This window comes from Paenibacillus sp. sgz302164, assembly GCF_056120505.1.
This window is the reverse complement of sequence record NZ_JBVYOL010000039.1, coordinates 35,380-55,434: the sequence shown is the minus strand read 5'-3', so window position 1 is coordinate 55,434 and position 20,055 is coordinate 35,380. Positions and strand designations below refer to the sequence as shown.

Below are 20,055 nucleotides of genomic sequence, written 5' to 3'. Positions count from 1 at the left end.
AGTGAAGGATCGCTCTTTCAAACGGAACAAACAGACAAAAGCTAACAAATTCACGAAGACCAAGCGGCGGGGGCTATAACCGCTTAACCTGACAACATTGGGGGTCTCCCCCCGATCACCCCAAAAAGTTCTTTTTCATAAATAAAAGGCAGCCGCAGCCGCCTCTTTTTCCTTGATCATTCGATTATCGTTACCGCTCAACCGCTACGTTCAGCTTGGACAGCGCACCGGAAGCGGCTTGCTGTTCGGCCTCTTTCTTGGAACGGCCGGCTCCCGTGCCGAGCAGTTCCTCGTCCATATACACCTCTGCGATGAATTCCCGCTCGTGCGCTGGTCCGCGCTCATCTACGATCCGGTATTCCAGAGAGCCCAGGTTATGGTGCTGGGTATGCTCTTGAAGCTGCGTTTTGTAGTCGATGACCAGCAATTTGCCGACATTCGATATTTTGGCAAAAACGTGCTTCTTGAGGAAGTTTTTCACGCTGTCAAGCCCTTGATCCAGGTACAAAGCCCCGATGAAAGACTCGAACACGTCGGCGAGCAGCGCCGGGCGGGATCGGCCGCCGGTCAGCTCCTCCCCTTTGCCCAGCAGGACGAAGGCGCCGAAGTCGAGATTCTCGGCAAACGTGACGAGCGAAGGCTCGCATACGATCGAAGCCCGCAGCTTCGTCAACTCGCCTTCCGAACGTCCCGGATATGTATCGTATAAAAATTCCGAAACAGTCAGTTCCAGAACGGCATCTCCCAAAAACTCCAGGCGCTCGTTATCCTTATGTCCGGCGATCCGGTGCTCGTTGACGTACGAAGAATGCGTGAAAGCCTGCCTCAACAGCTCCGGCCTCCGAAACCTGATGCCGATTCGATTTTGCAGTTCTTTAACATCCCGGTTCATTGCTTTGTTCACCGCCCAGAGAGAATGATATGTGCATTATCTTTCTTCGCAGGAAGGCAATTTATGCTTCAAACCTTTTCAGAATGATCGTCGCATTGTGTCCCCCGAAGCCAAACGAATTCGACATCGCGATGTCCACTTTCGTTGTCCGGGCTACGTTCGGCACATAGTCAAGGTCGCATTCCGGGTCTTGATTGTCGATATTGATCGTCGGCGCAATCGTGTTATTCGCGATCGTCAAGCCGCATATAACGGCTTCTACGCCGCCCGCAGCCCCGAGCAGATGGCCTGTCATCGATTTGGTCGAGCTGACGGCCACTTTGTATGCGTGCTCGCCGAGCGCTTTTTTAATTGCGGTCGTTTCGGATTTGTCGCCTACCGGCGTCGAAGTTCCGTGCGCATTGATGTAGGAGATCGCTTCCGGCGCGATGCCCGCATCTTTGATCGCTTTGGCCATGCAGCGGGCGGCTCCGTCCGGATCCGGATCGGTCATATGGTAAGCGTCCCCGCTCATGCCGTATCCGATCACTTCCGCATAGATGCGCGCTCCGCGCTTTTGCGCGTGCTCCAGCGATTCGATGATAAGAACGCCTGCGCCTTCGCCCATCACGAACCCGTCACGATCCGTATCGAACGGACGGCTCGCCTTTTGCGGCTCCTCGTTGCGTGTCGACATGGCGCGCAGCGCGCAGAAACCGGCTACGCCGATCGGCGTAATGGTCGCTTCGGCGCCGCCGCAGATCATCACGTCCGCGTCGCCGCGCTGAATCATTTTAAAGGAGTCGCCGATCGAGTGCGTGCCCGTTGCACAAGCCGTAACGGCCGTGCTGTTCGGTCCTTTGGCGCCGGTGATCATCGAGATTTGGCCGGAGGCCATATTCGCGATCATCATCGGAATAAAGAACGGGCTGACGCGTTTCGGACCTTTTTCAAGCAAAGTGCGGTGCTGCTCTTCCCAAGTGTTCAAACCGCCGATTCCCGAGCCTACGGAGACTCCCACGCGTTCGGGGTCGGTATCTTCTTTCACGTTCAGGTTAGCGTCTTTAAGCGCGTTGATCGAACCCGCAACGGCAAACTGCACGAAACGGTCCATGCGGCGGGCTTCTTTGCGATCCACATACTGCTCGATATCAAAGTCTTTGACCTCGGCAGCGATGCGGGTAGAGTATTCGCTTACATCGAAATTTTCGATCATGCTCACTCCGGACTTGCCCGACGTCAAATTCGCCCAAAACGTTTCCAAATCTTGACCAAGGGCCGTAACTACGCCCATACCAGTAATAACGACTCTGTTCATTGCACTACCACCTCTATATAAGAAAGCATTGTTTGTTAGTGAAGATGGAGAGAAGTCCCGTCTTGCTAAGAAAACGGGACTTGTAAGATTTTACGTATGAGATTTTATGTAATTCACAACTTCTCCTACAGTAGTAATCTTCTCGGCATCTTCGTCGGAAATTTCCAAATCGAATTCATCTTCTAGTTCCATTACCAATTCTACTACATCGAGAGAATCAGCACCTAAATCTTCTTTGAAAGATGCTTCGAGGGTGACTTCAGCCTCATCTACCCCTAGACGATCGACTACAATTCGTTTCACACGATCCAATACGTCGGACATCCGGTTCACCTCCTCCTTGGTATTATACGAGAAACTTGGACAGATTGCCAGTAGGCAATTTTGCAGTTCCCGTGGGGGCCTGTTTTACATGTACATGCCGCCGTCCACATGCAGGGTTTGGCCCGTCATGTAGGAAGCGTCGTCGGAAGCCAGGAAGCGCACGGCTTTGGCGATTTCTTCCGGCTGCCCCAGACGCGCCAGCGGGATTTGCGCGAGCATGCTCTCGCGCAGCTCGGCGGACAGCTTGTCGGTCATATCGGTCTCGATAAAGCCCGGCGCCACCGCGTTGACGGTAATGCCGCGGGAGGAAAGCTCTCTCGCCGTCGCTTTGGTGAGGCCGATGACTCCCGCTTTGGCCGCCACATAGTTAGCTTGCCCCGGATTGCCGAGCACGCCAACTACGGAAGATATATTGATGATCCGACCGGAACGCTGCTTCATCATCGGGCGCGTCACTGCCTTGATGCAGTTGAAGACGCCTTTGAGATTGGTAGCGATAACCTGATCGAATTCTTCTTCCTTCATTCTCATGATTAAATTGTCTCTCGTTATCCCGGCATTATTCACCAGGATGTCGATTTTGCCAAAAGCCTCCAGCGTTTGCTTGATCAAATCCTCGGCTTCCTGGCTGCCGCTCACATCGGCGCGAAGCTTGACGGCTTTGCGCCCCATCGCTTCGATCAAGGCAACGACTTCCTGCGCCGCCTGCTCGCTGCCGGCATAATTGACGGCCACATCTGCGCCCGATTCGGCCAAATGCAGAGCGATCGCACGGCCGATCCCTCTTGAAGCGCCCGTAACAAGCGCAACTTTACCCGTTAGCATATGTAATGCTGACCTCCTTCGTTCTGACGCATGAACTTGACTTTCCGCTTACACGTGAACTTCCTGCACATATTTCTCCAGCGCTTCCAGGCTGCCGATCGATACGGCTTTCACGCTGCGGTCCACCTTCTTGATCAGTCCGGCGAGCACTGTCCCCGAGCCGAGCTCAATGAACGTATCGACGCCTTGGCCGATCAGATATTGGACCGTATCCTCCCATAGAACCGGGGAGTATACCTGCTCTGCGAGCAGCCCGCGGATTTCATCGGGCTGCACGGCCGGCCGCGCCGTGACGTTGGCCACGACAGGCACGGCCGCTTTGCTCATCGGCACGCGCGCGAGCACCTCGGCGAGGCGCTCGGACGCCGGCTTCATGAGCGAAGAGTGGAAGGGCCCGCTCACCTCAAGCGGTATGACGCGCTTCGCGCCGGCTTCCTTGCCGCGCTCCGCGACCGCGGCGACGCCTTCCCTGCTGCCCGAGACGACGATCTGTCCCGGGCAGTTCACATTGGCGAGCTCCACGACGGAGCCGCCGCCGCTGATGGCCGTGCACAGCTCCGCCAGCGCTTCGCGCTCGGCTCCCAGCACGGCCGCCATTGCGCCCAGGCCGCCGGGGACGGCCTGCTCCATGAACTCGCCGCGGGCCCGCACGGTGCGAACCGCGTCTTCGAACGCGAGCACGCCTGCGGCGACGAGCGCGCTGTATTCGCCGAGACTATGTCCTGCGACATAGTCGGGGTTCACGCCCGCAGCCTTGAACGCTTCCAGACAAGCGATGCTTGTTGTCAGCAGCGCAGGCTGCGTGTGGTACGTGATCTTCAGTTCCTGCTCCGGCCCTTGAAAAATCAGGTCCGATAGCTTGAAGCCAAGCGCTTCGTCCGCCCGGTCAAAATATGTCTTCGCGGCCGCATGGTTCTGATACAAATCGCTGCCCATGCCCACGGCTTGAGAGCCTTGTCCCGGAAAAACAAACGCTATTTTACCCATATAAAAAGGTTCCTCGCTCTCAATCAATATCGGCCCAATGCCAAACCTTCTACCAGACCAGCGCGGATGCGCCCCAGGTCAAACCTCCGCCGAAGCCGACGAGGATCAGGCGGTCTCCTTCTTTTGCTCTGCCCTGCTCCGCGGCTTCCGCGAGCGCCACCGGAATGGAGGCGGCCGACATATTGCCGTATTTGTCCAGGTTGATCATACATTTGTCTTCGCTGAGTTCAAGCTTGCTCAGCGAAGACTGGATGATGCGCATGTTCGCCTGATGCGGCACGAGCAGATCGATGTCGCTCTTGTCCCATCCCGCTTTGCGCAGCGCTTCGTCGGCGGCGTTGCCCATAATCCGCACGGCAAATTTAAACACTTCCGCGCCGGCCATGTAAATGTAATGCAGACGCTCGTCCAGCGACTCCTTGGAAGCCGGGCGCCGCGATCCGCCTCCGGCGATTTTCAGAAGCTCGCCTCCGGAACCGTCGGCTCCCAATTCGAACGATTTGAAGCCTCTTCCCTCCGGCACTTCGCCGATCACGACCGCCCCGGCTCCGTCGCCGAACAAGATGCACGTATTGCGGTCCGTATAATCCGTAATTCTCGACAGGCAGTCCGCTCCGATGATGAGCGCATATTTGTACGCGCCTGTGGCGATGAAATTGGACGCATTCGCCAATCCGTATATAAAGCCCGAACATGCGGCGGACAGATCGAATGCCGCCGCTTTTTTAGCGCGGAGCCGTTCCTGCAGCACGCAGGCGGTCGAAGGAAACGCCATGTCCGGCGTAATCGTCGCCACGATAATTAAATCGAGCTGGTCGGGGGTAATGCCCGCATTGTTCAGGGCGATGAGCGAAGCCTCGTACGCCAGATCGGACGTAGCTTGTGCGGCATCGGCGATTCTTCTCTCGCGGATTCCCGTTCTGGTGACAATCCATTCATCGTTCGTTTCGACCATCGTCTCCAGCTCTTGATTCGTCAATATCCGATCCGGCACATATTTCCCCGCGCCGAGCACTCCAACCGGTATTAAATTCATGTCGTTCCTCTCACTTCCCGTGACTGATTTCCGTTGATATGGCCCCTACCAGATCGTTTTGCAGCGCCACTCTCGCCTGGCGGACCGCATTTTTGATCGCATTGGCGTCGGACGAGCCGTGGCATTTGAGCACCAAGCCCTGGATGCCGAGCAGCGGGCCGGCGCCGTGCTCTTTATAATCGAATTGCTTTCTGAATTTCATAATGCCGGGTTTTAAAATAGCCGCCGCCAGCTTGGAATACCACGTCCGCGTAAATTCCGTCCTCAGCACCGAGAAAAATACCGATGCGGCGCCTTCCAGCGACTTCAGCATAATATTGCCGGCGAAGCCGTCGCAGACCAGCACGTCGCATTCGGCCCTGAGCACGTCGCGCGACTCCACGTTGCCGACAAAATGAATCGGGGCCTGCTCCAGCAGCGGATAAGCCGCTTTCGTCAACTCGTTGCCTTTCATCGCTTCCGTGCCGACATTGAGCAGCCCGACCCGCGGTTTCGCAATGCCATGGACCTTGTTGCGGTAAATGCTGCCCATGATGGCGTATTGGGACAAATGCTCGGCCGTAGCGTCCATATTGGCGCCGAGATCGAGTGCCAGCAGGCCTTTGCCGTTAATGGTCGGAATCATCGGGGCAAGCGCCGGGCGCTCGATTCCGGCAATTCTGCCGATGATGAGCAGCCCTGTCGTCATGAGCGCCCCTGTATTGCCTGCGGATATCATCGCATCCGCTTCTTTTTCCCGGACCATCCGTCCGGCTACGACCATGGAGGAATCCTTTTTCCGCCGCACCGCCTTTACGGGCTCGTCGTCCGCTTCGATGATTTCCTCCGCGTGCCTGATCGTTACGTTGGCCGGCTTCTCTTGCAAAAACGCTTCTATGGCTGCGGTATTGCCGACCAGAATGATTTCTGCGTCACTCCATTCTTTTGCCGCTTCCAGCGCACCTTCCACTACGTCCTTGGGGGCATTGTCGCCGCCCATGGCGTCAATCGCTATCCGCATGCAGCTTGTCCTCCTCTTGAGATGCTTGATTGTTAGGCTGTTCTTTTTTCGAATGAAAGATGACAAAATTGCCCTGAAATACGGCCTCTTCCCCTACGTAGGAAATGACTTCGACCCGGGCCTTCCCTCTGGAAACCGATCTGACATACGCTTTCGCGATACATTTCTCTCCAAGTTTAACCGGACGGAGAAACCGGATGTCCGCCGATGCGGTCAGCGCGATCGGATCGTTGATGACGGCAACCGCAAGCGAGTTGGCTTGGGAAAAAATGTGATGCCCCCTGGCAATTTTCGTTCTGGAAAAAATGTGTTCCTCTTTAATTTCAAATATCGAGATACCGCTTTGATCCAGCTGAATATCGATAACTTCGCCAATGACTTCGTCCAGAGATAGCGAACGCACCTGATCGTACGTCTTTACGGCCATGTGCTTCATCCGTTCCCGCAGTTCGGGAATGCCCAGCTCCAACCGGTCCAATCGGACGGTCTGAATGCTGACCTGAAATTTGCGCATCAGCTCTTCGTCGGTCATAAAAGGGTTCGCTTCGATCTCTTGCAGCAGCTGTTGCTGCCTTTGCCGTTTAGGAAGGCGTTCGATGACGAGCACCACCTTATCATTTGAGAGTTGCATTATAGCTCATCTTATTACCAGATACTAAATTGTAGTATATTAAATTTAAGAACAAAAAGAAAGCAAAAAAAATAGCACCTCACACGAAGATGAAGTACTATATTGGCTTGCTTATGCTTTTACGATCTCTCTTCCTTTGTAAGAACCACAAGTTTTGCAAACGCGGTGCGCCAGCTTGAGCTCTCCGCATTGGTCGCATTTTACCATTCCTGGAACTTCCAATTTAAAGTGAGTACGGCGCTTATCGCGACGAGTTTTGGACGTTCTTCTTTGAGGTACTGCCATATTCCCACCTCCTTAAGAGAATTTCATTCCGCTATTCTTTGTTGAAAAAGTCCGCGAGACCTGCAAGCCTTGGATCTGTTGTGTCCTGCTTGCAGCCGCAATCGTGCAGATTGCGGTTCCCTCCGCACACGGGGCAGAGACCTTTACACGCTTCGTCACAAAGTGGTATGTAAGGTAAACCGACCACTACATTTTCGACCACGTAAGGCTCCAAATCGATTTTATCTTCAGTTACCAGATGAATATCCTCGTTATCGTCGGCGTCTTCATCCAGCTTCTGCGTGAAAACTTCCCGGAAAGGAAGCTCGATTGTTTGCTTGACGTGCGATAAGCATCGTGAACAGCTTAACTCCAAATCCATCGTTAACGTACCGTTAACTTTAGCCGCCCCTCCTTCATGCACTGCATGAAGATCGACATGCACGGGACTGTAGCGAAGGATATCTTGCCGGCCTTGAAAAGCCGCGGCCAGATTCATATCTTCCGTTAAATGAACCGGTTGTCCTTTGAGAGCAAGATCTTTCAAGTAAATCTGCATGATTATCACCCCAAACAAACAAAGATTATTATATCCAGTATATTCGTCATTTGTCAACCAATCGGCGCACAATTTCTTTGCGGGCCGATGTTATTTGGCCGGCAAGTCGTTCAAAAACTTCAAGGCATCGTCCATCGTGGCAATTTCGACTACCTTCATTTTGGAATGAATTTGTTTGGCTCTTTCCACCGCATCGGTATAGTTTTGAATCTTGGTGCCGTCCTTAAAGGTCACGTCTTTCGGCGCGAAAAAATATTCCGCCCCCTGCTTGTCGGCAGCAATAATTTTGTGCTGAATGCCGCCGATCGGCCCCACAGTGCCGTCGGCATCGATCGTCCCCGTCCCGGCGATGCGGTGGCCCTTGGTAATGTCGCCTTGGACAAGCTGGTTATAAATTTCGAGCGAGAACATCAGACCGGCGGAGGGACCGCCGATTTCCCCGGCTTTAATCGTAACCTGCTGCTGTGCGTTGTCCGCTTTTACGGACTGCATATCGGCCGGCACTACGCCGATGCCGGCCCGCTGCTCTTGGCCTGACCCTTCCTGCTTGGGCAGCAGTCCGAGCGCGAGCGTCTGCTTCTGTTCGACCTGGTTTCTTTTAAATGTGATGTCGATTGTCTCGCCGGCTTTTTTTCCCTTCAGCGTGTCCAGTAAATCCTGAGCCGCCTTGATGTCCGTATCGCCTGCTTTCAGCAGCACATCGCCCGCTTTCAGCACTTTTTCACCGGACAAGCCGGGAAGCGTCTGAAGCACCATCACGCCTTCGTGGCTGATATGATAAGGGACGCCCGCTTTCATGTAAGCCGCTTGCATGGCGCTGGCCTGCGAGGTCAGCATGACGTATTCCTGCCGCTGCGTGTATTCCTGCTCGGACTCCCCATTGCGGTAAACGCTCGATTTGGGCTGAATCTCTTCATAACGGTTGAGCAATGCGACCACATAATTCACTACGTTGGCGTCCGCGACCCGCACGGTCGTCAGCATGAGCGTCCCTTTCTCGGGATCCGCGCCCTTTGCGACGGTCACCATCGGTCTGATATTCTCAGCCGTTCCGGGCATAAAAATAAAATACGGCAGCGAAACGAAGAAAAGAAGATAAATAATCACAACACCCACCAGAATGGAAACCAGGTAACGTCTGATTCCCCCGCTTCCCGGGTGACGGTAAGAATTGTTAGACCATGTACGGATGCCGTTTTCTTCCTTGTCGTCCATACTGCTTTCCCTCCGTTTGATGATGTCGTTCAGGCCTTCCGTTGCGGACGGCATTCGCAATGCTTGGTCTAAAGCTGCCGCTTGGCGCGTACACATGTAGCATATTTAAAGGACGAGGTGATTCCATGCAGCGTTTGAACAGACGAACCGGCAGCAGGCTTACCACGGCGCTGCTCGGAGCCTTGGCTGCGGTCGTCGTCATATCGATCATTTTATTCCCGGATCAGGCTTTTCAATCCTCGCTCGCCGGGCTTTCCATTTGGTGGAAGCTGGTATTTCCGGCGCTTATGCCCTTTTTTATTATGACGGAACTGCTGATCGGGTTCGGCGTCATTCAAGGAATCGGCACCTTGCTCACCCCGCTGATGCGGCTGCTCTTTCGCCTTCCCGGAGTGAGCGGCTGGGCGCTGGCATCGGGTCTCATAGTAGGTTTTCCTGCCGGTGCCAAAATTACCGCAGCGCTGCGGGAAAAAAATTTGCTTTCCCGTTCCGAAGCGGAGCGTCTGAACGCCTTGTCCCACCTCTGCAGCCCGCTTTTTCTAATAACGGTCGTCGGCGTCGGCTTCCTTCACAGCGCCAGACTAGGGTTCCTTCTCGCTGTCATCCATTACTTGTCGGCAATCCTTGCAGGGCTGCTGTGGCGAAACCGCGGCGGACACAAGCAGACGCAGGAGAGCCCGCCCCTCTCCGAAGAGCACAAGCAGCCCTCGATGCATAACGGGGCTTCCATCTGGAAACGTTCGGCGCAGAGCATGCGCGAAGCCTATTTGCACGATGGGCGCGCCTTCGGCAAGCTGCTCGGCGATTCGGTCACTTCCTCCGTCCAGGCGCTCATGCTGATCGGCGGGTACATGATGATTTTCTCCGTATTGATCAACGTCATCACCATTACGCACCTAATAGAAGGCGTGCGCTTCGTTATTGGCGCCGCCGCGGCTATCGCCAAGCTCGATACGGATATTGCTCCGCAATGGATCAAAGCCTTGTTTGAAATTCATCTTGGCGCTTACGCCTTCAGCCAGACGCAACCGCTAGCGCTCCCGTGGCAAATGGCCTTGCTCAGCGCGTTTTTGGGCTGGGGAGGATTGTCGGCCCATGCGCAGGCAGCCGGATTTCATCAGAAAACCGACGTGCGCTACTTCCCCTTTTTCCTGGCCCGCTCCTTGCACGGCACACTTGCGTTCGTACTGACGTTTGCGCTGTGGAAGCCGCTTCAGCCGCTGCTGGAACAAGCCGAGCCCAGCTTTCTATGGCTGAATGCAGCCCCGGCCGCCAGCTTTGCAAGCCCTTTCCCTTTCGCAGGCGAACGGATATGGGCGCTGTGGGCAGCGGTGTCCGCGCAGCTGATTGTCCTGCTGGGGGCGATGTTGCTGCTTTCGCTGTCCATCCGCACATGGCAAAACATGAATTCCCGCTGACATACGGCGGGTTTCGTTCATATCGCCGGAAATTTAATCTTCAACGCTTCTTCCACCTCCGGCGGAACCAAATCTCCGACCGGACCGTTGAATCTGGCGATCTCTTTGACGATACTGGAGCTTAAATACGAATATTTCGGCTTGGACGTCATGAAAAACGTTTCGACATCTTCATTTAATTTGTGGTTGGTCGAAGCCATTTGCAGCTCGTATTCAAAATCGGATACCGCTCTGAGCCCTCTGACGATGAGGTTCACATCTTTTTGTTTCATATAATTGATCAAAAGATCGCGGAAGCCGTCCACTTCCACATTCGGCAAATCTCTCGTTACCGTTTTGATAAGGTCCATCCGTTCTTCGATCGGAAACAGCGGATTTTTGGACGTGTTATTCAGCACCGCTACGATCAGTTTGTCGAACACTTTCGCCGCTCTATGTATAATATCAAGATGACCGTAAGTAACGGGATCGAAACTGCCCGGATACACCGCTACCGTAATGCCGTGTTCTTGCCTCTTCATGATGCTCATCTCTCCTTCATTTGTCTACGAGGTCCGGCTGTATATCGTCACAGCCGTATCGCCGTATTCCGCCCGGCGCTGCTGCTCCATGCCGCCTATCGTCTCGGCCAGCACATCCTCCGCATCATGTTCGACCACGATAGCCGCCTGCGATGCCAGCAGCCCCTGATCTTCCATCGCCGTGATCAGTTCGGCAATCGCCTTCATTTTGTAAGGCGGATCGAGAAAAACCAATTCAAACTGCCGTTCTCTTTTCGCCAGCGCCTTCAGCGCGCGGACCGCATCGTTGCGGAATACTTCCGCCTGCTCCTTCAGTCCGGCCGCCTGCAAATTGTGAAGCACCGTATCGACGCTTTTTTTCTCCACATCAATAAAAACCGCTCTGCTCATGCCGCGGCTTAAAGCTTCGATTCCCAAACCTCCCGTACCTGCAAACAGATCGAGCACCTGCCCGCCGTCAAAGTAAGGCCCGATCATGCTGAAGATCGCTTCCTTCACCTTGTCCGTCGTGGGCCTCGTGCTCATACCCGGTACGGCCTTTAGCGCCCTGCCTTTGGCGCTGCCTGAAATGACTCTCATGCTCTCGTAGTTCCCCTTCTTGCCGGTTCATTTATGTTGCTATCGTACCACAACCTTCGGGCGGAAACAAAAAATTTGTCTGCATCATGTATAAATTTTCTTGAAAACGGTCATCCTTGAATTATCGACATCTGAGAATGTCGTAGACAACCGCGGAGAAGACTTACGTTTCCCCATAAGCTCTTCGTCCGGTTTCTCCTCTCCCATGAGGCGGTCATGCAAATGACCGCCGTTTATATTTTTCCGGATACGAAAAAACGCCTCCTCCACTTGCAAGAAGTGGGTTCGGAGGCGTTTTTCGATATCGGCTCGCCGCCGATACCTGGTGTTGAGGAGCTTAAACTGCTACGCTGCCGAAAACCTTACCAACAAAATGCTGTAGTAATAATAACCAACAGGATGAAGAGCACCAAAATTTCTACCGCTCTGTTTCTACGAATTCCATCTCCAACTGCAACTGCCATATTCAAGCACTCCTTTCATGATAAATTCTTGTATTACACTGTTATTCTATGTAAATCGCGTTTTTTTGCTTGGACAAGAGCGTGAATTGTCATATAAAAAAATACCCGCCTTTTGGCGGGAAAAAACATATATTTAAAGGGGGGTCTGAGACTAAATATACGCTCTGAATCTTAAAATAAGCTGAATCTATTTTTAACATTTTATAAATATTCGGCAGTTTCAATAGAAATGCCCGCGTCATTCCTGCGGCAGCCCGGACGCGATTCGAAGCTGATTGGCCAGCCAATGCAGGTAATCTTTTTGCTGCTGGTCGCTCGTTGCATGCCAAGCCGGAGAAATCCAGGTATTAATGACAGTCTGAGCTACGCCGGCATCCAGCGAAGCCGTTTGTTGAATAGCCATGCCTACTTTCCACCCCCCTGCATTTCCGTTGGATTCGTTCAAATCGACTGCAACTCCGTTGACGGTAACGTCATTTTGATATTGATAAATGCTGATTGAATCGAACTTCTGGCTGTAGCTCCATGCATAAGTTTGCATAAGCTTCGCTGTGACTCCGCGATCGCTCATCGCTTTAACGACCGAGTAAGAGCCGTATACCCCCAGTTCATAGCCGGTAATTCGCGCATCTGCCGCCCTCATATACGCCTCGATAGCGTCGAAGTCGGTGGAAGGAGCATCGTAATCGACCGCAAAATAGATCGTTGACCCGGTCGGCTGCTTGGCTTCCTGCGCGTACTGCAAGGCGAGCTTTCCATCCTCGGTGCCTGCCGCCGCTCCTTCGCGGGCCCGATTCCCGTAACGCTCGAAAAAAGAAACGATATAAAGGCCCGCATTCGTAATTTGCTGCGCCTCTTCCGGAGACAGCCGTTTCCATGAACCGGATTCCGCCAAATAACGGCCTGCGAACGTATAGCCCTGGCCGGCAAACATCGGAGCCGTAGTCGAAGTCAAAGGCGTTGCACAATCAAATCCTTTTCCCATCATTTTCACCTCCCCTTCATTCACATTATTCAGCGTTGGACAAACCCGAAGCGGACGGTTGCCCGGCAAGCGCAAAGCCGCCTATTCGCCGAAAACGCCCCATGAAATGGAAAATACCCATTCCCTAACGCTTCTCATTGTGATATTATGGGTCACAGAACATACGTTTGCCAAAATCCGGAGTTCTATCATGAAGGCGTTCGCCTGTTAAGCAGTCAGTCAGAAAAGGAAGGCGATCATTTGCGGGATCATAACATTTTCGAACAATTAAGAAACAAATATGCAGACGAAGACCGGGCTAAACTTCTGATGCTGCAATTGCGGACCATTATGGAGCAAAAGAAGAAAAGAAAATGGTACCATAAATTTACAACCCAAGCAAAAACCAGACCGAAGAGCTGGCACGATGACTAGGAGGCTTTAAATGCGGCCATGCAAAAAAGCCCCGCCACTTGATTCCAGCTATTGCGGCTTTGCGGCGTTTCTCTGCTTGATCGTTCCGACGATCAGCAGAAGCAGAGGCAGACCGAGCATATTGACGGGCAGCACGAACGGAACCCAATAATTGTTCAAATAATTGCCGGTCGCTTCGGAAATATTTTGGGGAAATAACGAAAAGATCATGACAACCGGGGCAATAAACCAAATCATCATCTTCCAATTTTTCACCTGTAAAAATTGTGCCGTTCCGTAGCTGGTTACAAACATATAAATGGACAATTTAATGAATACGCTCGCTATCCAAATGATCACTGCTATCGCGTCCAAATTTTCTATAAATCCAAAAATAGATATTTTTTTGGTCATTTCGAAAAAAGGATACCACATTTTGGATGTGAGATTGACGCCTACCGTCATAATGACCATGATCATCGATAACAGCGTACAGAGCCATGCTACTACCACACCCCAAATGACGTAGGGCGCTCCCTTGTGCGGAGAAAAGAGAAACGTTGAGAGCATAACGAATTCAACCGCATGTCCAAGATAAGATGCAGGCGGCAGCGCCCCCTTGAAGATGGCCATAAGCCCGCTGTCTGCATAAAACGGCCTCAGATTCTTGAAATAAATGTTGGGAATGCTTGTAGCGAGAACCAGCAATACCATGATAATAATCAGGGGACCTAAAATTTCACTGCAGCGTCCGATCCCGTCGATCCCCCCGGAATAGGTCACATACACGGTAAGCAGGATCATAATGATAACAATGATTATTGTCGGCGTTTCATGAAAGAGCAAAATCCGCAGCAGATCGCTGAATTGGCGCAGGACGATGGGAATGATGGTATACCACTGGACAAGATAAATAACGATGACGATCTTGCCGATCCATTTTCCCATAGTCGTTTGACTGAATTGTACGAAGGTCTGATCCGGATGAAGACGCACAAGCTTGGTTGTAATTACTGCAGCCAATAATGCGATGCTTCCGGCGATAAGAACAGACAGCCATGCATCTTGCTTCGCTGCTTGCTGACTGGGCGTAAACGTCATCAATAAAGTCATTCCCAACTCCATGATAGTGATCATCCAGAAAACTTGAAGGCCGGTTATTTTCATCCTTGACAACCCTCTTCTCACGATTCATTATTCTATTTCTTCAGGTTCGCAGGCGCCTGAGTTCTGCCGACGCGCTCAATTGCGACCTGAACCTCGATGTGAACCGGAACCTGCGGATAGATTTCGTTCCAGCGGCTCTTGTTGTTTTTCCAATAAGCGGCATGACGGATATGGATTTCTTCGCCTAAACCGAAAATATCCGATTTCAATTGTTTCTGTACGCGATTGAATGTGCTGACGATTTGTTTTTTCAGATCATCGGATATTTTGCTTTCGATACGTTTTAAATTTTCGGCCTTGCTCAAATCCAGCCTGGTATCGTTCTCCAATACTCTTCCTTTCACCTTAAAAATAGCCGTTACTTCCGGCATGTTGTCTTTAACCTTCGTGCTTATAGCCGTACGGCCCTTCAAGACAATCATGTCGGCTGTTCCCTTAAAATCTTTGTCCGGCGGCTCAACCTGTGCGGTTATATTGACGTTCTTAAGCTCTCCTCTCCACCACTGCAATGCCCTTACTTCTTCTTCCGTCAAAAATCCGGCCAACTGATTATCGCGGTACACGGCCGCTTCGTTAATCACGAATGGAGCATCCGCATTCTTACTGTCACTCAGCCGGATCGCTCCTGTAACCGGTGATCTCCCAAATGAAGACATGGCGTTCAGAAACTCGTCTACTTTCAGGGACAGGCTGATGCGGCTGGATTGCATTTTTCTGATGGCGGTACCGGGGATGGTTTCCAGCAAATATGGAGCCTTCAAAATGTCCTTGGCGGACGTTCCATGCGCGGTCAATAAATAAACGGAATACCGGCTGTCGGGCGAACGCAAAAATATATCCATGATCTGGTCCAGCCTGTGTCTGGCGTATTTTTCACCTATAATCGTAACCGACCTGTGGCCTAAAGAGATTTTCCGGGACAATCGCTGCTGCAGCTTGGCAAGCACATCCGAACCGTCCTTCCCCATCTCCGAGACGACCAGAACAGACTTTTTGTTTTTCCCCCCGCTCCCCATCAAGCCGGTCGGAGCTGAAGGCACGGCAATCTGAAAAGTAAACTCTACTTGCCCGTTCTCGACAAGATCCATGCCGCTGGCTACGACAAGCGCAAGATCATTAAGTTCGGTCCTGTCCCAACAGCCTGTAAATAAAGTGAGACAAAGGAAAAGGACCGCCGCTTGACACCATTTCATTCGAATCATTGTTTCTCCAACTCCTGTTTTGGTCGAACGCGATGCTGGCGCTTGTGCAGAACCCACCAAGGGGCTCTGCCCATAACATCCCATATTCCGGATGGATGGAATGGAGCAACCGGGGTCATATAGGGAACCCCGAAGGAACGCAGATTCACAAGATGAATCAGCAGCGCAATCATGACTGCCATAAAACCGTACAAGCCGAACATGCCAGCAAACAGCATAAGGGGAAAACGTAAAATGCGAATCGCTTGACTCATATTCGTGTTGGGAATCAAAAATGAAGCTATTCCCGTCAAAGACACGATCATGACGATCGGAGTGGACACGATTCCTGCCTGAACGGCAGCTTGTCCAATGACGAGCACGCCCACAATACTAATGGTCTGGCCGACAGGACGAGGAAGGCGTATTCCCGCCTCGCGGATGGCCTCGAAAGTTATTTCCATCAGCAGCGTTTCCATGAACGTCGGAAAAGGGACAGGTTCTCTTGCGGCAGCAAGACTTAAAGCCAGGCTTGTCGGAATCATTTCCTGATGAAAGGTCATAACGGCAATAAAAAGCGATGGCAAGGTCAAGGATAAAAAACCAAAGAGGTACCGCAGCCATCGAACAAATGTAGAAAAAATGAAGCTTGTATAATAATCTTCAGCCGATTGAAATCCATGCCAAAAAGTAACCGGCACGATCAAAGACATCGGAGTTCCGTTAATTAATATCGCCACCTTCCCTTCCAGAAGGGAAGCTGATACCGTATCCGGCCGTTCGGTCATATGCATGACCGGAAAAGGCGAATAGGGCGCATCCCGGATCATTTCTTCCACGTAGCCCGATTCCAGAACGCTGTCCATATCGATTCGCGAGATGCGCTTCTTCACTTCGCAGACAATTTCCGGTGAAGCGATATGTTCCATGTATAAAATAACCAGATCCGTTTGCGTAACTGCTCCTACCGACATATTCTCTATCTTCAGCTGCGGGGTGCGGATTTGCTGGCGAATTAATGCCGTATTCGAATGGATGTTCTCAATAAAGCCGACCCGCGGACCGCGAATGACCGACTCCGTTTCAGGTTCCTTCAGTGCACGATGAAGTTGACCTTCTTTCATATGTATCGTGATGGCCTGCTTGGCGGATTCCAACAACAGAACGGTTTCTCCTCTGGAAATGCGCTGCACCGTCTCACTCTTCGTTGAAACCATTATCGCGCTTGCAACGGGAACCAGTTCGCTCTCCATGATTTCCAGTATCTGAGAGGCTGCGCCGCAATTCAGCGATCGATTTTGCAACAGGGGTTTTAATAACTCCTCGTCCAACCGCACGGTATCAACCAGTCCTTGAAAAAAGACCAACAGGCACGGAGTCGAACCGAATGCTTGGACTCTTCTCATTTTCAGATCCATGCATTGACTAAATGTTTGTTTCAACCATTGTTCGTTGTCGTCCAAATTGTCGAACAGGTCCCCTTCGATCGCATATTCAGTTTTGAACCTCTCTGTCTGTTCTCTCGCTCGCCAAGACAGCAGCCTTTTAAAAAACATGGCTATTCTCACCTTTTCTTTATTCATTAAAATTTCCAACTAGGAATAGACTCATTCAGAAAATGAATCATTATCCATGGTATATAATCCCTCCATTCGCGGAATTCTGAAAACAAAGCAAACGATAAAAAAATGAAGGCAGCCGAAAAAAATGAAAAATGGAGTCATATGGAAAATCGTCGGTTTTTTGTTTATTATCGCTTTATCGGGGCTTGTGCTTTACTACTCCGTCACCAAGGGCTGAACGGCAAAAAGGCAGGCAGGAGATTTACTCCCGGCCTGCCTGCTTGATTTAACTGAAATATGTATCCGCCAGCTTCTCTGCCGTGCGCGTCGCCAGCGCCTGCGTCGTAAGCGTCGGATTAGGGCCTCCGATACCGTTGAAATGTACGCTGTTGTCGGCAATATATAGCCGCTTGACCTGCTGCGCCTCACAGTTGGTATCCGTCACATATCCCATGCGCATCGTACTTTCGATATGGAGAAAAAATCCGGCGGGCAAATCCGATCGAATGATTTTTTTGGCCCCGGCGTGCTGAAGAATCTCTGCTGAATATTTGACCAGTTGATCGCGCCTTTGTATGCTTTTTTTGCCGGGGGTATAGTGAATGACCGGAACCGGCCCGTGCTCGTCTTTCAGAAGCGGATCGACCGTCACCCTGTTGTGGTACAGAGTCTCGTCGTCCGTGAGAATCAGCATGCTCATCGTTCTGCGGTAGTTGTACATCAGCTCCTTCAATTCAGGGCCGACGGCTCTGCCGCGAATATCCCATGGCGCCCCCGGTTCCGGCGGGTTCAGTGAATTGAAGCCACCTTCGCTGAAGCCGTAGGTCATAAAGGCGGACAATCCGGGACTCAGACCGGAAACTTGCGTAGAACCGAGCCCCGGAATATCGACTCTGCCTCCCGAGGTGTTGCCTACGAACGGATCGGCCACCGGAATGCCCAATATGCTGTTCAACACTTTTTCATCGAATATGCCCGAAACCCAATCAAAATAATGGTTGGTTAAACCTCTCCCCACCCATTCGTTGTAGGGCAGCCCGGAGTTCAGCCAAAGGCGCGGCGACTCGATGCAGCCGGCTGCCATCACGACAACTTTCGCCGAAAGCTCGCCGATTTCCCCGGTCCACGTATCGCGAAACTGTACTCCGCTTGCGCACAGACCGTCTTTTGGATCATGCTTCGTCAAAATTTTGATCGTGAAGGCATTAGGCCGGATCGTAACATTTCCGGTCTTGAGCGCAAGCGGGACATAGCTGACCAAAGTGCTTCGTTTGGCGATTTTGTCGACCGTGGGACCCGTCGTGCACCCGTTGACACAATGTCCTCTAAGGCTGCACCCTTCCATTTCGGATAACTGCTCCATCGTATAGCCCGGGTCCATCAGATGCTCGTTCGGGCGAAGAATCGCGTTGGGATGCGGGCGATAGCCCGGGTTTACGACATCAAGAGTCGGAATCAAAGACCATCCTGCCTTTTTAGCCCCGTAGAAAAAGAGTTCCTCTTTCGGAGCCGCCGCCGCAAACTGAACGGGCAATGTAGCTTCAGCTTTTTCGTAATACGGAATGAGCTCCCGGTAGCTGATTGGCCAGACGTTATCGACGGCAATAGGAAAAGCGCGCGGCGACTGCGACCAGTAATGCTGCGTCGTTCCTCCGACGCCGGCAAGCTGCCAAATATCGCCTTTCTGAGGCAAAACCCGGTGCCAGGGCGTACGGCGGCGGTCGGCCGGTCCGAAGCGGAATACGCCTGATATTCCGTCGTTTATGTTGTTTTCATACGAGTTATAAATCTGTTTATACAGCTTCACATCCAGATCGGCGTAACTGGAGCTCGACTCCGCGCCGCGTTCGGCATTGGGGTTCGGCCATTTGCCGTTGCCATACCAGGGCCCCGCTTCCAGAACCAACACCTTCAGTCCTTTTTCTCCAAGCTCCTTGGCCGCGACGGCGCCTCCGCCTCCGGATCCGATTACGATCACATCGGCATCAAGCATTCGGGCTCCCTCCTTCTCCGCGTACGATTGTCAATAAATAACCGCGAAGGGCGCGATAGCCTTTGGATACGCCCGGATACCCGACCTGCCTCCAACTGATCGGAAAATACTCCAGCCTCCGCTGAGTCGGCGTATTCAAACGTGTCGAACCGTAAGCGGACCATTCCGAATAATAACCGAACATCGTCATCCGAACCAAAAAATCCACGATGTATTTGACGAATCCTCCGTCGTCTTTGTACGGGGGCGGCAAGCTTCCCAGATCGACATCGAGCTGCTCCAGCATCGCCAATACCCGAATGCGGTCGCGGGGCGAGAGACCGGCGAAAGATCCGTCCTCCCAGACTGCAAAATGGAGAGGATCTTGCGCTTGGCCGGACGCAATAAACTGGGCTGCTCCGGCATTCAGCAGTTCGGCGGTGGACGAAGCTAAGGGAACTCCGGTTAAATGAGTTCCCAAAAAAAGTGAAAGATTATGGTTCAATTCCCAAACCATATACCCTTGAATATCCAATTCCGCCGCACCTGCCGCCTGTTCCGCTCCAAACATGGGAGTATACGGAACGATCGCTTCAACCAGCGCTTTAAACGTTGAAATCGTGAGTAAATCTGCGTATGAATCATATGCATGAACCGGATTCATTGGAGTCCTCCTCGTCACAACCGGGATTTCCCTGATCATATCCAGTTTATTTTAAGGATTCATACATTATTCGTTATTTTTGTTGTTCCGGAGGCAGCTTACGGATTTGGCTTTGCCGC

Annotated in this window: 22 protein-coding genes; 3 read left to right on the top strand and 19 right to left on the bottom strand. The window is 52.2% G+C overall.

All coding sequences use genetic code 11. The annotated features are described in order from the left end of the window. Positions 1-190: 190 nt before the first annotated feature. The 11 genes from rnc to AC0LWT_RS35965 all read right to left on the bottom strand — a co-directional run bounded on the left by rnc (position 191) and on the right by AC0LWT_RS35965 (position 9,030). A complete protein-coding gene (gene rnc, locus AC0LWT_RS36015; RefSeq protein ID WP_474686634.1) occupies positions 191-892 on the bottom strand; it encodes a ribonuclease III in 702 nt (233 codons plus the stop codon). 61 nt (positions 893-953) lie between these two features. After that, positions 954-2,189: a beta-ketoacyl-ACP synthase II gene (gene fabF / locus AC0LWT_RS36010; RefSeq protein ID WP_474686633.1), complete on the bottom strand. Its 1,236-nt coding sequence runs from the start codon at positions 2,187-2,189 to the stop codon at positions 954-956. A gap of 90 nt (positions 2,190-2,279) precedes the next feature. Beyond that, entirely contained in the window at positions 2,280-2,513 is a 234-nt protein-coding gene (acpP, locus tag AC0LWT_RS36005; protein WP_235121879.1) for an acyl carrier protein, read from the bottom strand. A gap of 84 nt (positions 2,514-2,597) precedes the next feature. Further along, positions 2,598-3,338, bottom strand: a complete 741-nt coding sequence (gene fabG / locus AC0LWT_RS36000) for a 3-oxoacyl-[acyl-carrier-protein] reductase (protein ID WP_474686632.1) — start codon at positions 3,336-3,338, stop codon at positions 2,598-2,600. A 48-nt stretch (positions 3,339-3,386) separates the two neighbouring features. Continuing rightward, complete coding sequence (gene fabD / locus AC0LWT_RS35995; RefSeq protein ID WP_474686631.1) at positions 3,387-4,325, bottom strand: ACP S-malonyltransferase; 939 nt, start codon at positions 4,323-4,325, stop codon at positions 3,387-3,389. 49 nt (positions 4,326-4,374) lie between these two features. Next, the gene (locus AC0LWT_RS35990) at positions 4,375-5,361 is read right to left on the bottom strand and encodes a beta-ketoacyl-ACP synthase III (protein WP_474686630.1); all 987 of its coding nucleotides are present in this window, start codon (positions 5,359-5,361) and stop codon (positions 4,375-4,377) included. Between the two features lie 10 nt (positions 5,362-5,371). Further along, on the bottom strand, positions 5,372-6,361 hold the full coding sequence (gene plsX, locus AC0LWT_RS35985; RefSeq protein WP_474686629.1) for a phosphate acyltransferase PlsX: 990 nt from the start codon (positions 6,359-6,361) through the stop codon (positions 5,372-5,374). Continuing rightward, positions 6,345-6,992, bottom strand: a complete 648-nt coding sequence (fapR, locus tag AC0LWT_RS35980) for a transcription factor FapR (RefSeq protein WP_474686628.1) — start codon at positions 6,990-6,992, stop codon at positions 6,345-6,347. The genes plsX and fapR overlap by 17 nt, the downstream gene beginning before the upstream one ends. Positions 6,993-7,103: 111 nt before the next feature. After that, entirely contained in the window at positions 7,104-7,277 is a 174-nt protein-coding gene (rpmF, locus tag AC0LWT_RS35975) for a 50S ribosomal protein L32 (protein ID WP_235121874.1), read from the bottom strand. Between the two features lie 31 nt (positions 7,278-7,308). After that, positions 7,309-7,815: a YceD family protein gene (locus tag AC0LWT_RS35970; protein WP_474686627.1), complete on the bottom strand. Its 507-nt coding sequence runs from the start codon at positions 7,813-7,815 to the stop codon at positions 7,309-7,311. 90 nt (positions 7,816-7,905) lie between these two features. Then, complete coding sequence (locus AC0LWT_RS35965) at positions 7,906-9,030, bottom strand: SepM family pheromone-processing serine protease (protein WP_474686626.1); 1,125 nt, start codon at positions 9,028-9,030, stop codon at positions 7,906-7,908. Between the two features lie 125 nt (positions 9,031-9,155). Here AC0LWT_RS35965 and AC0LWT_RS35960 point away from each other — a divergent pair, with 125 nt between their 5' ends. Beyond that, positions 9,156-10,448, top strand: coding sequence for a nucleoside recognition domain-containing protein (locus tag AC0LWT_RS35960; protein WP_474686625.1), 1,293 nt, complete (start codon positions 9,156-9,158; stop codon positions 10,446-10,448). Positions 10,449-10,465: 17 nt separating this feature from the next. On the opposite strand, the gene coaD is transcribed toward AC0LWT_RS35960, so the two are convergent. Together coaD and rsmD are read right to left on the bottom strand one after the other, a co-directional pair. Beyond that, entirely contained in the window at positions 10,466-10,969 is a 504-nt protein-coding gene (coaD, locus tag AC0LWT_RS35955; RefSeq protein WP_474686624.1) for a pantetheine-phosphate adenylyltransferase, read from the bottom strand. A 24-nt stretch (positions 10,970-10,993) separates the two neighbouring features. Beyond that, the gene (rsmD, locus tag AC0LWT_RS35950; protein ID WP_474686623.1) at positions 10,994-11,548 is read right to left on the bottom strand and encodes a 16S rRNA (guanine(966)-N(2))-methyltransferase RsmD; all 555 of its coding nucleotides are present in this window, start codon (positions 11,546-11,548) and stop codon (positions 10,994-10,996) included. Between the two features lie 222 nt (positions 11,549-11,770). Here rsmD and AC0LWT_RS35945 point away from each other — a divergent pair, with 222 nt between their 5' ends. Further along, positions 11,771-12,097 carry a hypothetical protein gene (locus tag AC0LWT_RS35945; RefSeq protein WP_474686622.1) on the top strand — a complete coding sequence of 109 codons (327 nt, stop codon included), beginning with the start codon at positions 11,771-11,773 and terminating at the stop codon, positions 12,095-12,097. A 153-nt stretch (positions 12,098-12,250) separates the two neighbouring features. Here the strand turns inward: AC0LWT_RS35945 and AC0LWT_RS35940 are convergent, their stop codons facing one another. Next, positions 12,251-13,000: a DUF1906 domain-containing protein gene (locus tag AC0LWT_RS35940; protein WP_474686621.1), complete on the bottom strand. Its 750-nt coding sequence runs from the start codon at positions 12,998-13,000 to the stop codon at positions 12,251-12,253. A 237-nt stretch (positions 13,001-13,237) separates the two neighbouring features. Here AC0LWT_RS35940 and AC0LWT_RS35935 point away from each other — a divergent pair, with 237 nt between their 5' ends. Further along, positions 13,238-13,411 (top strand): hypothetical protein, encoded by a 174-nt coding sequence (locus AC0LWT_RS35935; RefSeq protein ID WP_474686620.1) that lies wholly within the window; start codon positions 13,238-13,240, stop codon positions 13,409-13,411. Positions 13,412-13,459: 48 nt separating this feature from the next. On the opposite strand, the gene AC0LWT_RS35930 is transcribed toward AC0LWT_RS35935, so the two are convergent. From AC0LWT_RS35930 to AC0LWT_RS35910, 5 genes are all read right to left on the bottom strand, one after another. After that, on the bottom strand, positions 13,460-14,557 hold the full coding sequence (locus AC0LWT_RS35930; protein WP_474686619.1) for a GerAB/ArcD/ProY family transporter: 1,098 nt from the start codon (positions 14,555-14,557) through the stop codon (positions 13,460-13,462). 32 nt (positions 14,558-14,589) lie between these two features. Next, complete coding sequence (locus AC0LWT_RS35925) at positions 14,590-15,759, bottom strand: Ger(x)C family spore germination protein (RefSeq protein WP_474686618.1); 1,170 nt, start codon at positions 15,757-15,759, stop codon at positions 14,590-14,592. Further along, the gene (locus AC0LWT_RS35920) at positions 15,756-17,294 is read right to left on the bottom strand and encodes a spore germination protein (protein ID WP_474686617.1); all 1,539 of its coding nucleotides are present in this window, start codon (positions 17,292-17,294) and stop codon (positions 15,756-15,758) included. Before AC0LWT_RS35920 ends, AC0LWT_RS35925 begins: the two co-directional genes overlap by 4 nt. 292 nt (positions 17,295-17,586) lie before the next feature. After that, the gene (locus AC0LWT_RS35915) at positions 17,587-19,293 is read right to left on the bottom strand and encodes a GMC family oxidoreductase N-terminal domain-containing protein (protein ID WP_474686616.1); all 1,707 of its coding nucleotides are present in this window, start codon (positions 19,291-19,293) and stop codon (positions 17,587-17,589) included. Further along, entirely contained in the window at positions 19,286-19,936 is a 651-nt protein-coding gene (locus tag AC0LWT_RS35910; protein WP_474686615.1) for a gluconate 2-dehydrogenase subunit 3 family protein, read from the bottom strand. The genes AC0LWT_RS35915 and AC0LWT_RS35910 overlap by 8 nt, the downstream gene beginning before the upstream one ends. Positions 19,937-20,055: the final 119 nt, after the last annotated feature.

Excerpts from the sequence above, each read along its gene's own strand:
- rnc (WP_474686634.1), bottom strand. The coding sequence starts at position 892 with ATGAACCGGGATGTTAAAGAACTGCAAAATCGAATCGGCATCAGGTTT.
- fabF (WP_474686633.1), bottom strand. The coding sequence starts at position 2,189 with ATGAACAGAGTCGTTATTACTGGTATGGGCGTAGTTACGGCCCTTGGT.
- acpP (WP_235121879.1), bottom strand. The coding sequence starts at position 2,513 with ATGTCCGACGTATTGGATCGTGTGAAACGAATTGTAGTCGATCGTCTA.
- fabG (WP_474686632.1), bottom strand. The coding sequence starts at position 3,338 with ATGCTAACGGGTAAAGTTGCGCTTGTTACGGGCGCTTCAAGAGGGATC.
- fabD (WP_474686631.1), bottom strand. The coding sequence starts at position 4,325 with ATGGGTAAAATAGCGTTTGTTTTTCCGGGACAAGGCTCTCAAGCCGTG.
- AC0LWT_RS35990 (WP_474686630.1), bottom strand. The coding sequence starts at position 5,361 with ATGAATTTAATACCGGTTGGAGTGCTCGGCGCGGGGAAATATGTGCCG.
- plsX (WP_474686629.1), bottom strand. The coding sequence starts at position 6,361 with ATGCGGATAGCGATTGACGCCATGGGCGGCGACAATGCCCCCAAGGAC.
- fapR (WP_474686628.1), bottom strand. The coding sequence starts at position 6,992 with ATGCAACTCTCAAATGATAAGGTGGTGCTCGTCATCGAACGCCTTCCT.
- rpmF (WP_235121874.1), bottom strand. The coding sequence starts at position 7,277 with ATGGCAGTACCTCAAAGAAGAACGTCCAAAACTCGTCGCGATAAGCGC.
- AC0LWT_RS35970 (WP_474686627.1), bottom strand. The coding sequence starts at position 7,815 with ATGCAGATTTACTTGAAAGATCTTGCTCTCAAAGGACAACCGGTTCAT.
- AC0LWT_RS35965 (WP_474686626.1), bottom strand. The coding sequence starts at position 9,030 with ATGGACGACAAGGAAGAAAACGGCATCCGTACATGGTCTAACAATTCT.
- AC0LWT_RS35960 (WP_474686625.1), top strand. The coding sequence starts at position 9,156 with ATGCAGCGTTTGAACAGACGAACCGGCAGCAGGCTTACCACGGCGCTG.
- coaD (WP_474686624.1), bottom strand. The coding sequence starts at position 10,969 with ATGAAGAGGCAAGAACACGGCATTACGGTAGCGGTGTATCCGGGCAGT.
- rsmD (WP_474686623.1), bottom strand. The coding sequence starts at position 11,548 with ATGAGAGTCATTTCAGGCAGCGCCAAAGGCAGGGCGCTAAAGGCCGTA.
- AC0LWT_RS35945 (WP_474686622.1), top strand. The coding sequence starts at position 11,771 with ATGACCGCCGTTTATATTTTTCCGGATACGAAAAAACGCCTCCTCCAC.
- AC0LWT_RS35940 (WP_474686621.1), bottom strand. The coding sequence starts at position 13,000 with ATGATGGGAAAAGGATTTGATTGTGCAACGCCTTTGACTTCGACTACG.
- AC0LWT_RS35930 (WP_474686619.1), bottom strand. The coding sequence starts at position 14,557 with ATGAAAATAACCGGCCTTCAAGTTTTCTGGATGATCACTATCATGGAG.
- AC0LWT_RS35925 (WP_474686618.1), bottom strand. The coding sequence starts at position 15,759 with ATGATTCGAATGAAATGGTGTCAAGCGGCGGTCCTTTTCCTTTGTCTC.
- AC0LWT_RS35920 (WP_474686617.1), bottom strand. The coding sequence starts at position 17,294 with ATGTTTTTTAAAAGGCTGCTGTCTTGGCGAGCGAGAGAACAGACAGAG.
- AC0LWT_RS35915 (WP_474686616.1), bottom strand. The coding sequence starts at position 19,293 with ATGCTTGATGCCGATGTGATCGTAATCGGATCCGGAGGCGGAGGCGCC.
- AC0LWT_RS35910 (WP_474686615.1), bottom strand. The coding sequence starts at position 19,936 with ATGAATCCGGTTCATGCATATGATTCATACGCAGATTTACTCACGATT.